The sequence below is a fragment of the Botrimarina sp. genome (assembly GCF_040219535.1).
GTDB lineage: Bacteria > Planctomycetota > Planctomycetia > Pirellulales > Lacipirellulaceae > Botrimarina.
In genome coordinates, this window is sequence record NZ_JAVJSH010000003.1 from 25,390 (window position 1) to 38,954 (window position 13,565).

The 13,565-nt window shown below is 71.6% G+C and carries 11 protein-coding genes; 9 read left to right on the top strand and 2 right to left on the bottom strand.

The genetic code is table 11. The features are described from left to right. Positions 1–25 precede the first annotated feature (25 nt). The 9 genes from RIC11_RS00745 to RIC11_RS00785 all read left to right on the top strand — a co-directional run bounded on the left by RIC11_RS00745 (position 26) and on the right by RIC11_RS00785 (position 11,038). Positions 26–1,414, top strand: coding sequence for a glycosyltransferase family 4 protein (locus tag RIC11_RS00745; protein WP_350207907.1), 1,389 nt, complete (start codon positions 26–28; stop codon positions 1,412–1,414). A 30-nt stretch (positions 1,415–1,444) separates the two neighbouring features. Further along, positions 1,445–3,013: a GumC family protein gene (locus RIC11_RS00750; RefSeq protein WP_350207908.1), complete on the top strand. Its 1,569-nt coding sequence runs from the start codon at positions 1,445–1,447 to the stop codon at positions 3,011–3,013. Between the two features lie 50 nt (positions 3,014–3,063). Beyond that, complete coding sequence (locus tag RIC11_RS00755; protein WP_350207909.1) at positions 3,064–3,783, top strand: CpsD/CapB family tyrosine-protein kinase; 720 nt, start codon at positions 3,064–3,066, stop codon at positions 3,781–3,783. A 38-nt stretch (positions 3,784–3,821) separates the two neighbouring features. Next, positions 3,822–5,126, top strand: a complete 1,305-nt coding sequence (locus RIC11_RS00760; protein WP_350207910.1) for an MATE family efflux transporter — start codon at positions 3,822–3,824, stop codon at positions 5,124–5,126. Then, positions 5,119–6,552, top strand: coding sequence for an O-antigen ligase family protein (locus RIC11_RS00765; RefSeq protein WP_350207911.1), 1,434 nt, complete (start codon positions 5,119–5,121; stop codon positions 6,550–6,552). The genes RIC11_RS00760 and RIC11_RS00765 overlap by 8 nt, the downstream gene beginning before the upstream one ends. A gap of 19 nt (positions 6,553–6,571) precedes the next feature. After that, positions 6,572–7,630: a glycosyltransferase family 2 protein gene (locus tag RIC11_RS00770; protein ID WP_350207912.1), complete on the top strand. Its 1,059-nt coding sequence runs from the start codon at positions 6,572–6,574 to the stop codon at positions 7,628–7,630. Between the two features lie 103 nt (positions 7,631–7,733). Next, positions 7,734–8,585 carry a glycosyltransferase family 2 protein gene (locus RIC11_RS00775; RefSeq protein WP_350207913.1) on the top strand — a complete coding sequence of 284 codons (852 nt, stop codon included), beginning with the start codon at positions 7,734–7,736 and terminating at the stop codon, positions 8,583–8,585. Between the two features lie 73 nt (positions 8,586–8,658). Then, the gene (locus RIC11_RS00780; RefSeq protein WP_350207914.1) at positions 8,659–10,089 is read left to right on the top strand and encodes an NAD(P)/FAD-dependent oxidoreductase; all 1,431 of its coding nucleotides are present in this window, start codon (positions 8,659–8,661) and stop codon (positions 10,087–10,089) included. Beyond that, positions 10,067–11,038: a polysaccharide deacetylase family protein gene (locus RIC11_RS00785; protein WP_350207915.1), complete on the top strand. Its 972-nt coding sequence runs from the start codon at positions 10,067–10,069 to the stop codon at positions 11,036–11,038. Before RIC11_RS00780 ends, RIC11_RS00785 begins: the two co-directional genes overlap by 23 nt. A 237-nt stretch (positions 11,039–11,275) precedes the next feature. Here the strand turns inward: RIC11_RS00785 and RIC11_RS00790 are convergent, their stop codons facing one another. Together RIC11_RS00790 and RIC11_RS00795 are read right to left on the bottom strand one after the other, a co-directional pair. After that, the gene (locus RIC11_RS00790; protein WP_350207916.1) at positions 11,276–12,187 is read right to left on the bottom strand and encodes a sugar phosphate isomerase/epimerase family protein; all 912 of its coding nucleotides are present in this window, start codon (positions 12,185–12,187) and stop codon (positions 11,276–11,278) included. A 203-nt stretch (positions 12,188–12,390) separates the two neighbouring features. After that, positions 12,391–13,563, bottom strand: a complete 1,173-nt coding sequence (locus RIC11_RS00795) for a trans-sulfuration enzyme family protein (protein ID WP_350207917.1) — start codon at positions 13,561–13,563, stop codon at positions 12,391–12,393. Between the last annotated feature and the right edge of the window lie 2 nt (positions 13,564–13,565).

Below are 13,565 nucleotides of genomic sequence, written 5' to 3' on the forward strand. Positions count from 1 at the left end.
CGAAGCCCCGTGCTGTTCATCACCGATGACCGCCTCGACCGTGGATAGCCAACGCCGCTCCGCTGGGGGCGATCCTCCGCCGGGGGCGCCCGCCGTCGCCGTGCGGCGCGGGCTGCGGGTGCTGCAGGTCGCGGTGGCTTGCCACCCGGAAACGTCGATGGAGACCCGCATCGGCTGGCGCCGGGCGGTGCACGCCGCGCGGCGGGGGCACGATGTCACCGTTCTGCACGGCCGTCCCGGCTGCCAGCCGCTGCTTATCGGCGAGGCCGAACGCTTGGGGCTGTCGGCGAACCTGCGCTTCGTGCCCGTCGGGCGCGGCGCGATCGGCGAACTGCTCAGCCGCCACTCGCTCACCTACTACGCGGGCTACCGCCGTTGGCACGCCGACGCGTACCGGGTCGCGCGACAGCTGCACGCGCAGCGCCCCTTCGACCTTGTGCACCAGACGACCTACTGCGGCTTCCGCGAGCCGGGCGACGCGTGGCGCTTGGGCGTGCCGTTCGTGTGGGGGCCGGTCGGCGGCACCCAGAACTTCCCGACGGCCTACCTGTCGCAACTGGCGCCGGGCGAAGCCCTGTTCGAGATCAGCCGGAACGTGGTCAACGGGATTCAGCTCCGGCTCTGCCCGCGGGTCCGCGCCGCCACGCGCGAGGCGGCGGTGCTGGTCGCCGCCACGCGGCGCGCAGCGGACGACCTGGAGGCCGCCCAGGGCCGCCGCCCGCCGGTGCGCCTCGAGACGGCCATCGACCACCCCATCGCCCCGCCCCGCGAGCCCCGCGCCGAGGGCGAGCCGTTCCGCATCTTGTGGGCGGGGCGGATGCGGGCTTGGAAGACGCTGCCGTTGTTGCTTCGGGCGCTGCCGCTCTTGCCTGCGTCGGTCGACTGGCGGCTGAGCGTGCTGGGGGTGGGCTCGAGCGAGCGCGGCTGGCGCCGCTTGGCGGACCGCCTGGGGATTGGCGACCGCGTAGAGTGGCTCGGCTGGCCCGCTTACCGGCAAACGCTGCCGCACTACGCGGCGGCCGACGCGTTGGCGTTCACCAGCATGCGCGACACGTCGGGGACCGGTCTGCTGGAGGCCCTCGCGGCTGGCACGCCGATCGTCGGCGTCGACCACCAAGGCGCGGCCGACATCATGACGCCCGACTGCGCCCTGCCGATCCCCGTCGGCCGCCCGAGCCAGACCGTCCACGGGTTCAGCCGGGCGCTGACCCTCTTGGCGACCGACCCGGTGCTGTGGCGGCGGCTGAGCCGCGGCGCGCTGCGCCGTGCGGAAGAGTACACCGCCACGCGCGAAGCCGAAGCGCTGCTCCGCTGGTACGACCTGGCCGTCGAGGGGCGCTCGCCGGCCCGGTCCTCGTCGGGCCCCAGCCGCCCCGTCGCCACGCGGCCCCGGACGGCAGCCGCTCGCGCCTAAGCCTCCTTTGTCTCCTCCGAAGCGACTGCGATGCCCTCCTCCCGAACCAGCAGCTCCCCGCGCGACGTCGCCGAGGTCGTGTTCCGCCACAAGTGGAAGGTGCTGCTGATCCCGACCGTTGTGATCGGCGCCGGCCTGGCCGTCGCGCTGTTCATGCCCCGCACCTACCGGTCGGAGGCGAAGCTCGCGCTGCGCGTCGGGCGGCAGAGCGTGAGCATCGACCCGGTCGCGCAGACCGGGCAGCAGACGATCAGCCTGCAGCAGATGGGCCGCGAGAGCGAGGTGAAGACCGCGATCGACCTGCTACGCAGCCGCGGCGTGATCGCCAAGGTGGTCGACCGGCTGGGCCCGGAGTACGTGCTGCGTGGGGGCCCCGACAGCGAACGGGCGCCGCTCTCGCCGGCCGGCCGGGTGCTGCAGAACACTCTCGGCGCGCCGCTGGAGTCGGTGATCGGCGCCGTCAAGAGCATCGACCCGATATCCGAGCGGGAGGAGGCCATCATCGAGGTCGAAGACAACCTCGACGTCGACGCCGAACGCGACTCCACGCTGATCCTCGTCACCTACAGCACGAAGAGCCCCCTGGGCGCGCAGCGGGTGCTCGACACGCTGATCGACGTGTACCGGAGCGAGCACCTGCGGGTGCACCGCAACGAGGGGTCGCTCGGCTTCTTCCAAGAGCAAGAAGCCCAATTCCGCGAGCAGCTCGACGAAGCGATGCGGTCCCTCCGCGACAGCAAGAACAAGATGGGCGTGGCGTCGATCGAAACCCGCCGCGAGAACCTCGAGAACCAGCTGCAGTCGGTCGAGCTGGCCTTCTACCAAGCCGAGGCGGAACGCGACGCGCTCGCCGCGGAGCTCGTCGACCTCGGCCTGAAGCTCGGCGAGCTGCCCGAACGGCTCGTCGCGTCGAAGCGCTCGATCCCGAACGAGGGCGCCGACCTGCTCCGCGACCAGCTGTACGCGCTGCAAGTCAGGCAAGCCGACCTGAAGGCCCGCTACAGCGACACCCACCCGCTGGTGGTGGCCGTGACCCGCCAGGTCGACGAGGCGACCAAGGTCGTCGACGGGCAGTCGACCGTGCGGCAAGAAACCACCGACGACATCAACCCCATCCACCGCGAGCTCTCCCTCCTGCTCAAGCAGAAACAGAGCCAGTTCGCCAGCCTCGACGCCCGCCTGGCCGCCCTCGCCAAGCAAGCCGACGCGGTCCGGTCGGATCTCGAGCGGGTCAACACGCAGCAGGTAGAGATCGCCCGGCTGGAGCGCGACGAGGCCATCCTGAGCCGCAAGTTCCACCGCTACACGGACAACCTCGAGCAGGCCCGTATCGACGAACAACTCCAGGCCAAGAGCATCTCGAGCGTCAACGTGGCGCAGTCGCCGACCCTCGCGGAAAAGCCGGTCAGCCCCTCCAAAGCGATCGTCGGCCTGGGGGCGATCGCGCTCGCCGTCGGGCTGACGGTCGCGACCGTGCTCGGCCTCGAGCAGCTCAACGACCGCGTACGCTCCGAGGACGCCCTCGAACAGGCCAGCGGCGTGCCGCTGCTCGCGTCGATACCCGAGTCGAAGTCTTACAAGCGTGTGCTCACCTCCTGATCCGCCCCGCGTCCCGCCGGAGCCCCCGGGCTTCCAAGAGCAGAATGGCTATGACCTGGCTAGAAAACTCGATGAAGGCCGCGTCGAACGACCAGTCGGTCCGGCGGCGCCGAACCGTCCCCACGCGCCGCGGCGCCGACGCGTACGACTCCCTGCTCTGGCGCCTGGAGGCGCGGCTCGACTCGCTCGCGTCGGCCGACGTGGGGGCGGCGACCATGGTCGGCGTGACCGCCTGCGAGCGCCGCGCCGGGGTGAGCACCATCGCCGCTAACCTCGCGATCCGCGCCGCGGACCACTGCATGGGCCCGGTCCTGCTGATCGACGCCGCGACCGAGCGGCCCGTTCAGGCGCGGCGGTTCGGCCTCAAGAAGGCGCTGGGCTTGACCGACCTGCTCGCCGAGCGCTGCGGCCTGCGCGACGCCGCGCACCGCTCGCACGCCGACGGCCTGGACGTGATGCCGATCGGCTCGCCCCGCTTGATCGGGCGCATCGGCCTGTCGCCCGACGCGCTCGACGCGATGCTCGCGGAGATCCGGGCTTCGTACGAGCTGGTGTTCGTCGACTTGCCTGCCGCGCCGCAGCTGCGCCAGACGCTCCTGCTTGCGCGGCGGCTGGACGCCTCGGTGTTGGCGGTGCGTAGCGAGGCCACGCGCCGCGACGACGTGCGGCGCACCGCGAGCCAGCTCCGCACCGACGGCGCTCTGCTGGTTGGTTGCGTGTTGTCGCGTCGCCGACGGCACGTCCCGCGCCTGCTCGCCAAATGGCTCTGATCGGCTTGCCCTGTCGCTCCGCACTTCTGGCTTAATCCTTGTCGGTCTCGACCGCCCCAACCGCCGTCGCTCCCGGCCCCACGGCGTCGCCGCTGGTTAAGCGATCGGCGGCCGCCGCGCCGAAGAGCTCGTGGGCGTTCGCCGATCAGGCGATCGTCAGCCTGGCGAACTTCGCGGCGGTCGTGCTGGTGGGCCGCTTCGGCGGCCAGGAGCAGCTCGGGTTCTTCACGCTGGGCGTGTCGCTCTATCTGTTCGCGCTGGGGCTGGGTCGCGCCGTGGTGTGGACCACCTACACCCAGCGGCACGCGGGCCTCGGGCCCGACCAGCGGCGCCTCGCCGCGGGCAGCGCGACGGTCCACTTGATCGGATTCGCGGCCGCCACCTGCCTGGCGATCCTCGCCTGCGCCGGCGCCGCGTCCGCGGCCGGCCTCGGGGCCTACGCGGCGGCGCTGGCCGGGGTGGGTCCGTTCGCGGCCGCGATGCTCCTGCGCGAGCACGTGCGGCGGCTCGGACTGGCGCGGCTGCAGCTCCGCGAGGTGCTCGCGTTCGACACGCTGGTCGCCGTGGCCCAACTCGCCGCGCTGGGGTGGCTCGCCTGGTCCGGCCGCATGTCGGCGCCAGCCGCTTACGGCGCGATGGCCGCCGCGTCGCTGTTGGCGGTCCCCTGGATGGCCGCGCGGCGGACCGGGTGGGGCGTCGACTGGCGTCGCGTCGCGCCCGATTGGCGCGCTAGCTGGGCGACCAGCAAGTGGCTCACCGGCGGCGGCCTCGCGGTGCTGCTGGGCAAGCAGGGCTACGTGTGGCTGTTGCCGGCCGTGGCGAGCGTGGCCGAGCTGGGCACTTTCGGCGCAGCGCAGGTGATCGTGCAGGTGACCAACCCGATCCTGTTGGGCGGCCAGAACTACCTCGGACCGGCCAGCGCGAAGGTCCTCGCCGAGGGGGGCGTCGGCGCCCTGTGGCGGTTCACGATCCGCGTTTCGCTCGCCATGGCCGCGGCGATCGCCGCCTACCTCGTGGGGGTCGGGCTGCTCGGCTTGCCGGTGGTGCAGGGCGTGTTCGGGGAAACGGCCAACCAGGTCAGCACGCTGCTGTTGGTATCGATCGCGGCCGGCGCGCTCTCCGAGGCGATGCTGATCCCGATCGAGTTCGCGTCGATCAACCTGGGCCGCGCGCGGCTGATGGCGATGACGGCCGTCGTGCGGCTGGCGATCAACGCGACGGTCGGTTTCGCGCTGGTCGCCGCGTACGGCGCGGTCGCCATCGGTGTGGGGCTGCTCGCGGGCAGCCTGGTCGCGCTCGCGTGGCAGTGGCGCTCGTTCGCCCGGGAGGCTCGCCATGCTTGAGCCCCACCGCCGGCCACCGCTGACCAGCGCCGCTGCGCTGGGGAACGACGGTTGGGCCGCAGCCGGCGACTACCCGCCCCACGGCTCGGCCGACGCCGATCGATCCGCCGCCTGCTCGGCCGGCCGGACGCCGCTGGTCGCCGGGTTGTTGCTCGGGCTCTTGGCGATCTTCTGGGTCGTCGAGCACCGCACGATCTACGCGAACTCTGCGATCGCGGACGTGGCCGAGCGCGACATCCGCGACGAGTACATCGACCAGATCGAATCGGGCCACTGGGAACGCCAAATCGCGTTGCTCGTGCTCGGCGTGGGGGGCCTGGCCGCTTTACTGGGTTCGGGACCGGCCCCGTGGCGCGTGCGGTGGGGCGTGGCGGCGCCGCTCGTGTTGCTGCTCGGCTGGGCCTCGCTGAGCGTCGCTTGGTCGGAGCAGCCGGGGGTCACGCTGAAACGGCTCGTGGTGCTCGGCTGCGTGCTGGCGGGCGCGGCGGGCCTCGCGCGGCGCTTCACGCCGGGCCAGATCCTGACCGGCGCGCTGCTGAGCCTGTCGGCGTTCGTGTGCGTGTCGGTTGCGGTCGACGTCGCCCACGGCGGCGGCCCCTGGTCCGGCGGCGACTACCGCTTCGGCGGCACGCTCCACCCCAACGCCCAAGCCGCCTACCTCGGCACGCTCTGCTTGGCCGCTTACTGCCAGCCGATCGGCTTCGGCGGCCGATGGTTGCTGCGGGCGATGTTTTTCGGCTCGTTCGCGTTGCTCCTAGCGACACGCTCGCGGACGGGCCTGGTCGCGCTGCTGGTCGCGCTCGTCGTGGTGGGGACGCTGCGTTTGCCGGGGCGGGTCCGCTGGGCGGGCGTGGCGTTGCTTGTGGCCGCGGTGGCGGCCGTCACGATCTACTTCGCCAGCGTCGGCGACGGCGCCCGCAACCGCGCGGTCGACGCCGCGCTGCTCGGCCGCACCGAGCAGGCCGGCACGCTGACCGGGCGCGTGCCGCTGTGGGAAGAGCTGCTGTCGATCGCCGAGCGGCGCCCCCTGACGGGTTACGGCTACGAGGGGTTTTGGACCCCCGACCGGATCGCCGAGATCATGAAGAGCCAGAACTGGTCTATCCAGTCGGCCCACAACGCTTACCTCGACATCGCGTTGGAGCTGGGCGTGGTGGGTTTGGCGCTGGGGGTGTGGGTGCTCGTGGCCGGCGGCGCCACGCTCGTGGCCGCGTACGACCAGACCCGCGACGCCGGTTACGCGTTCGCGGTCGGCGTGGTGACGCTTGCGGCCGCCAACAGCCTGCTCGAGTCGCTGTTCACCGACATCCGCTACCCGCCGGCAATCGGCGTGTGCGCGCTGTTGAGCGCGGCGCTCTGGTTCCCCACCCAGCCCGAGCCGGCCGACCCTCCCGCCCGCCCGCGTGCGCTGCCCGATTTCGCCTGATCGATTGCAACGAGAGCCGATGACCACCGCAGACGGACCGCACGCCGCCGACGAGCCGATCGACGTCACGATCGTCGTCGGCAGCTACAACCGCGCCGACATGCTCGCCGAGACCCTGGCGAGCCTGACGGCGTTGTCGACCGAGTCCGCGTCCGGCGAGCGTTTCGTTTACGAGGTCGTCGTGGTCGACAACGCGTCGACCGATCACACGCAGCAGGTGATCGAACACTACTCGCGGCCAGAGAACCGGGGCGCAGCGGCGCGGCTGCGTGGCTTCTACGAGGAGCAAGCCGGCGTGAGCCACGCGCGGAACCGCGGCATGGCCGAGGCCGTGGGCCAGTGGATCGCGTTCCACGACGACGACCAACGGGCCCACCCGGATTGGATCGTGCGGCTGCTAGAGCTCACCGGACGCCGCGGCGTGAAGGTCGCTGGCGGCGCGGTGCACTTGGTGCTGCCCCACGACAACACCCGCCGGCTGGCCCCCGCCTGCCGCGTGCTGCTGGGCGAGAAGGTCGGCTGGGACGCGGAGCAGCCTTACACGCGCAAGCGCGTGCCGGGCACCAACAACCTCATCTTCCACCGCTCGGTGATCGACGCGGTCGGCGGGTTCGACACCCGGCTGACCAACGGCGGCGAAGACGCCGACCTGTACCGGCGCCTCCGCGGCGCCGGCTACGAAGCCTGGTACACGCCCGACGCGATCGTCTACCACCTGATCCCGCCGCAGCGACTCGGCGACGACTACATGCGCTGGACCGCCACACGGCACGGCGAGCACCTCGCCTTGCGCGAGCTCCGCGACTGGGGCCGCGCAAAACTGGGCGTCATGATGGGCGTTCGCGCAGCGCAAGCGGCGCTCAGCTATTTTCCGCGTTGGCTGCTATTTACACTGACCCGTCAACGGGAGCGGGCGCTCGGCGCGAGGTCGCTCCTGTGGCGCTCGCGGGGTTACCTGTCGCTCGCCAGCCGGCTCGTCCTTCACGGGGAATCGACCGATCCCGCAAGCGATTCGCCATCCGACTTCCGTGCCGGGCGCGAGCGGCTGATGCGAAGGGGCGCGGCCGGAGCCGGCTGAGTCGGGCGCCGCTGCCCGGCTCTCGCTCACCCCCAGCACCCCAGCACCCCAGCGGCCCGCGGCGCCCCTCTCCTGCGATTTACCGATCCGGCGACGACTCGTCATGGCGACCACCCTCGAAACCCCCACCCGCCCCCAGGCGCCGGCTCAAGGGGCGCCGGCCGGCGCCGACCTGCGGCACGACCTCCGCGCGGCGGTCCGCGTCGTGCGGGTCGCGTTGCCCGCGTTCAACGAGGGCGAGTCGTTGCCGCGACTGCTGGATTCGTTGCACGCGTCGCTGTCGGCCGCTGGGCTCGCGCACGAGATCGTTGTGGTCGACGACGGCTCGAGCGACGATACCGCCGAGATCGCCAGCCGCGCGTCGTTCTCGATGCCGGTGCGGCTGGTGCAGCACGAGCACAACCAAGGGCTCGCCGCCGCGTTGCGGACGGGGTTGGTCGACGCGGTGCGGCACGCGGCGCCGGGCGACGTCGTGATCACGATGGACTCGGACAACACCCACCCGGCGGGGCTGATCCCGCGGATGCTCTCGCTCGTCGACGAGGGGCACGACGTGGTGATCGCGTCGCGCTTCCGGCCCGGTTCGCGCGTGATCGGCGTGCCGCTGGACCGCGTTCTGCTGAGCGTCGCCGCGCGGTGGGTCTTCAAGGCCGTGCTGCCGATCCCCGGGGTGCGCGACTACACGTGCGGCTTCCGCGCCTACCGCGTCGGGCCGCTCGCCGCGGCGATCGACCTCTACGGCGACCGCTTCGTGAGCGAAGCCGGCTTCTCCTGCATGGTCGATGTGCTGCTGAAGCTCCGCGGCCTGCGCCTCGACGGCCGGCCGCTCGTCATGGGCGAGGCGCCCATGGTCCTCCGCTACGACCAGAAGGGGGGCGCGAGCAAGATGCGTGTGCTCCGCACCGTGCGACAGACCCTCTCGCTCGTCGTCCGCCGCCGGCTGCGCGGCGCCTGACGGCCGCCCCGCCCCCCGCCACGACCGCGCCACGACCACGCCCACGCTGCTAGCAAGCCGCCTCTGAAGCGCGATGCCTACCCCGCCCCGCCCGCCCGCCGCGACCGACCGCACCCCGAGGGCCCACTGGGCCGTCGTCGGCGGCGGGATGCTCGGCATGACGCTCGCTCACGAGCTGCGCAAGCGCGGCGTGCGGGTCACGCTGCTCGAGGCCGCGCCGGAACTCGGCGGCCTGGCCAGCGCGTGGACGCTCAACGACGCCCAATCCGGCCGGCAGGTCACCTGGGACCGCCACTACCACGTGACCCTGCTTTCCGACACCCGCCTGCGGCGCCTGCTCGAAGAGATCGGCTTGGCCGACGAGCTCCGCTTCGTCGAGACCAAGACCGGCTTCTACACCGGCGGGCGGATGCACTCGATGTCCTCGACGCTCGAGTTCCTCACGTTCCCGCCGCTGCGGCTGCTCGAGAAGCTCCGCCTGGGCGCGACGATCTTCGCCGCGTCGAAGATGCGCGACTGGCGCCGCCTGGAGCGTGTGCCGGTGACCGATTGGCTCCGCCGATGGTCCGGCGACGGCGCCTTCGAGAAGGTCTGGCTGCCGCTCTTGCAGGCCAAACTCGGCGACGCCCACAAGCGGGTCTCCGCGGCGTTCATTTGGGCGCACATCAGCCGCATGTACGCGGCGCGACGCACCGGCCACAAGAAAGAGATGTTCGGGTATGTGCCGGGCGGCTACGCGCGGCTCTTAGAGCGCTTCGCCGACGTGCTCGACGAGGCGGGCGTCGACCTGTGCACCGACGCGCCGGTCGCCGCGGCGGTCGCCCGCCCCGGCGGGGGCGTCGAATTGCGTCTGGCCGACGAGGGCGGGTCGATGGCGTTCGACCACGTGGTCTTCACGACCCCCTCGTCGGTCGTGGCGCGTGTCGTGCCGGGCCTGTCGGACGAAGAGCGGCGCCGGCACGAGGGGATCGAGTACCTCGGCATCGTGTGCGCCTCGCTGCTGCTCAAGAAGCCGATCACCGAGTACTACGTCACGAACATCACCGACGGCTGGGTTCCGCTCACGGCCGTCATCGAGATGACGACCCTCGTCGACCCGGCGGAACTCGGCGGCCGCTTCCTGGTCTACCTGCCGAAGTACGCGACCGGCGACGACCCGGTGTTCGATCGGTCCGACGACGAGCTGCGCGAAGAGTGGCTCGCGGCGCTCGAGAAGATGCACCCCGGCTTCTCGCGCGACGACGTGGTCGCCATGCGGTTCTCCAGGGTGCGCAGCGTGATGGCGCTCCCCACGCTGGGCTACAGCGAGCGCCTGCCGCCGATGCAGACCAGCGTGCCGGGCGTGTGGGTCGTCAACTCGGCCCACATCCTCAAGGGGAACCTGAACGTCAACGAGACGATCCAGGTCGCCGACCAGGCGATCGCCGGCCCCCTCGCGGCCGCGCTCCAGGCCCCGCCGCGCCGCCCCGACGCCCTGCCCGATGCCGCGCTCGCCGCAAGCTAACGGCCGGGCCGCCAGCCTGTCGGTCGACCTCGACGACAAGTGGGCGTACCTCCGCTCGCGCGGCGACGCCGCTTGGCGCGCGCGGCCCACGTACCTGCCGGAGGTCGCGCCGCGGATCGTCGATTTCCTCGGCGAGCGTGGCCTTCGCTGCACGTTCTTCGTCGTCGGCGAGGACCTCACCCGCGACCCCGGCGCGCGCGAGGTCGAGCGGATCGCGGCGGCCGGCTTCGAGGTCGCCAACCACAGCCAGTCGCACTGGCCGTGGCTGGACACGCTCCCGCCCGAGGAGATGCAGCGCGAGGTCGCCGAAGCCGAGCGCCTGATCGAGCAGGTCGCCGGCGTGCGGCCCGCGGGCTTCCGCGCCCCGGGCTTCAGTTGGTCGCCCGAGCTGCTCAAGGTCCTGGCGCGTCGGGGCTACCGCTACGACGCGAGCGTGTTCCCGACGTTCGTCGGCCCGCTCGCCCGCGCATACGTGAGGCTCAGCGGCTTCCGAAAGGCCGCGTCGGACGACGCGCCGGAGCAGCGGTTCGGCTCCCTGGCCGACGCGCTGCGGCCGCTCCGGCCGCACGCTGTCGCCACGCCGTGCGGTTCGCTCGTCGAGCTGCCGGTCACCACAATGCCGCTCGCCCGCGCGCCGATCCACTTCACCTATCTGTCGTTCCTCGCCCAAAAGTCGCCGGCCGCCGCGCGGGCGTACTGGCGAACGGCGATGCGGCTCTGCCGGTTGCGGAGGGTCGGCCCCTCGCTGCTGCTGCACCCGCTCGACTTCCTCGGCGGCGCCGACGTGCCGGAGCTAGCCGACTTCCCGGGGATGGGCCTCGCGCGACGGGCCAAGCTCGAGCTGCTGTCCGACACGCTCGACAGGCTAGCGACGGGCCGCGCCGTGCTCACCACCGCCGAGCACGCGCTGCAGGGGGAGCCACGGATGGGCACGGATGGGCACAGATGACGGGTTCGGAGCTGTCCCGAATTCTTGGGGAACGTCTCGAATCTGTGGGAGGCGTCTCCAGACGCCGATTGCGGTAGGTCAGCCGCCGTGCTTCGGCACAGCGTCATCGGGGTCCGGAGACCCCTCCCACTGCCGAGCCGTCATCGGGGTCTGGAGACCCCGCCCAGAGCGGAGCCCGATCAAAGCCCATCGCTTAGGTTGTATCCGCGTTCGTCCGCGTTCATCCGCGGCTGCCGATCACCCGATCAGCGGCCGGAGAACGTTGCGGCTGATCCGCAGCGAACGCTGCCGCGCCGCGAGCGAGTCGGTGAAGGCCTCGTCCTCGACCTCGATACAGACCGGCCCGTCGTAGCCCGCGTCGGATAGCGCGCCGATGAACGCGCCCCAGTCGATCTCGCCGAGGCCGGGGATCTTCGCGGTCGAACGGTCCATCGGCAACGCGAAGCTGCCCAGCTCGTCCAAGCGGTGGCGGTCGATCCGCATGTCCTTCGCGTGCGCGTGCACGATCCGCGGCCCAAACTCCCGGATCGGCGCGATCGGGTCGATCAGCTGCATCCGCAGGTGCGACGGGTCGTAGTTCAGCCCGAACGACCCAGACGGGATCACCTCGAACATCCGCCGCCACGCGGCCGGCGAGTGGGCCAGGTTGAGGCCGAACGGCCACGTGTTCGCGTACAGCATCGGGCAGTTCTCGATCCCGATGCGGATCCCCTTTTCCTCCGCGTGCCGCACGATCGGCGGCCAGACCTCGGCGAACCTCGCCAGGTTCTCTTCCATCGTGAGCTTGTGATTCGCCCCGGCGAAGGAGTTCACGTTCGACAGCCCGAGCATCGCGGCCGCGTCGATCACCTTGTGCAGGTGCTCGACAGCCGCGGCGGCCTGCGCCCCGTCGGCCGACAAGGGCACGCTGTAGTAGCCCAACGCGCTGGGGCCCACGCCGTGCTTGTCGAACAGGGCGCGGGCGTCGTCGGCCTGGGCCTGGGTGAAGTGGCTCACGTCCAGGTGCGTGACCCCGCCGTACGCGCGGTCCGGGCCGCCGGGTGGCCAGCAGAGGACCTCCACGCAGTCGAACCCCTCGCCCGCCGCGAAAGCGAGCACCTCGTCGAGCGACTGGTCGGCCAAGATCGCCGAGACAAAACCGAGCTGCATGGGGAGACCTGGAAAAGGAACCGCCAAGACGCCAAGAGCGCCAAGGCCGCCAAGGAGAAACGGGAAACGGTTTACAAGGCTGACGGGAGGGAGATTCCTTCAGCGCGGCTAGGTGCGCCCGTCACTCTATCCTGTTGATCCTGCAAATCCTGTCAAAGCCCCGCCCCTACAACGTCCTCTTGGCGACCTTGGCGTCTTGGCGGTTACCCGACCGAGGCCGCCAGCGCCTGTTGCAAGTCGTCGCGCAGGTCGTCGGCCGCCTCGAGGCCGACCGACAGGCGGATCATGCCGTCGGTGATGCCGTGCTTGGCCTTGTCTTCGGGGGAGTAGCTCGCGTGCGACATGCTGGCCGGCTGCTCGATGAGCGACTCGACCGCGCCGAGGCTCACGGCTAGGTGGAACAGCCGGGTCGACTCGACCATCCGCTTGGCCGCGTGGAAGCCGGCCTTGAGCTCGAAAGAGATCATCGCGCCGAACGCGCCGTCCATCTGCCGCCGCGCGACGTCGTGGCCCGGGTGGCCCGGCAAGCCGGGGTAGTTCACGCGCTCGACCTGCGGCTGCTCGAGCAGCCACTCGGCGAGCGACTGGGCGGTGCGGCTCTGCTCGCGCACGCGGAGCTCGAGCGTCTTCACGCCGCGCGACACGAGGAACGCCTCGAGCGGCGCCATGATCCCGCCGGTCGCGTTCTGCACGAACTTGAGGTCGTCGTAGAGGGCTTGGCCGCGCACGGCGAGCAGGCCCCCCATCACGTCGGAGTGGCCGCCGTAGTACTTCGTGGCCGAGTGCATCACGATGTCGGCGCCGAGCTCCAGCGGCCGCGTGAGGACCGGCGTGGCGAACGTGTTGTCGCACGCCATGACCGCGCCGCGTGCGTGGGCCAGCTCGGCGATCGCGGCCAGGTCGGTGATCGACAGCTTCGGGTTGCCGGGCGACTCGACCCACACGAGCTTGGTTTCGGGCCGCAGCGACTCGGCGAACACGTCGGGCCGCGTCGAGTCGGCCATCGTGACGGTTACGCCGGCCCGGTTGGCGATCTTGTGCAGCAGCCGGTACGTGCCGCCGTACAGGTCGGCGCCGGCCAGCACGTGGTCGCCCGACCGCAGCGACGCGATCACGCACGCGGTGGCCGCCATGCCGCTGGCAAACGCCATCGCGCCGCCGCCGTTGGGCGCGTCGGGCCCGCAGCCCTCCAGGTCGGCCACGGTCCGCTCTAGCGCGTAGCGGGTCGGGTTCTTGCCGCGCGAGTACTCGAACGGCCCCTCCTCCCCCGCGCCGGGCTGCACGAAGGTCGAAGCCAGGTGGATCGGCGGCACCACCGCGCCGGTAGCGGGGTCGGGCTCTTGGCCAACGTGGATAGCGCGGGTGCGGAATTGCATGT

What these genes read in the sequence shown, in the direction of transcription:
- RIC11_RS00775 (WP_350207913.1), top strand. Translation starts at nt 7,734, where the DNA reads ATGGCGACCACCCTCGAAACCCCCACCCGCCCCCAGGCGCCGGCTCAA.
- RIC11_RS00780 (WP_350207914.1), top strand. Translation starts at nt 8,659, where the DNA reads ATGCCTACCCCGCCCCGCCCGCCCGCCGCGACCGACCGCACCCCGAGG.
- RIC11_RS00755 (WP_350207909.1), top strand. Translation starts at nt 3,064, where the DNA reads ATGACCTGGCTAGAAAACTCGATGAAGGCCGCGTCGAACGACCAGTCG.
- RIC11_RS00795 (WP_350207917.1), bottom strand. Translation starts at nt 13,563, where the DNA reads ATGCAATTCCGCACCCGCGCTATCCACGTTGGCCAAGAGCCCGACCCC.
- RIC11_RS00790 (WP_350207916.1), bottom strand. Translation starts at nt 12,187, where the DNA reads ATGCAGCTCGGTTTTGTCTCGGCGATCTTGGCCGACCAGTCGCTCGAC.
- RIC11_RS00745 (WP_350207907.1), top strand. Translation starts at nt 26, where the DNA reads ATGACCGCCTCGACCGTGGATAGCCAACGCCGCTCCGCTGGGGGCGAT.
- RIC11_RS00750 (WP_350207908.1), top strand. Translation starts at nt 1,445, where the DNA reads ATGCCCTCCTCCCGAACCAGCAGCTCCCCGCGCGACGTCGCCGAGGTC.
- RIC11_RS00770 (WP_350207912.1), top strand. Translation starts at nt 6,572, where the DNA reads ATGACCACCGCAGACGGACCGCACGCCGCCGACGAGCCGATCGACGTC.
- RIC11_RS00785 (WP_350207915.1), top strand. Translation starts at nt 10,067, where the DNA reads ATGCCGCGCTCGCCGCAAGCTAACGGCCGGGCCGCCAGCCTGTCGGTC.
- RIC11_RS00765 (WP_350207911.1), top strand. Translation starts at nt 5,119, where the DNA reads ATGCTTGAGCCCCACCGCCGGCCACCGCTGACCAGCGCCGCTGCGCTG.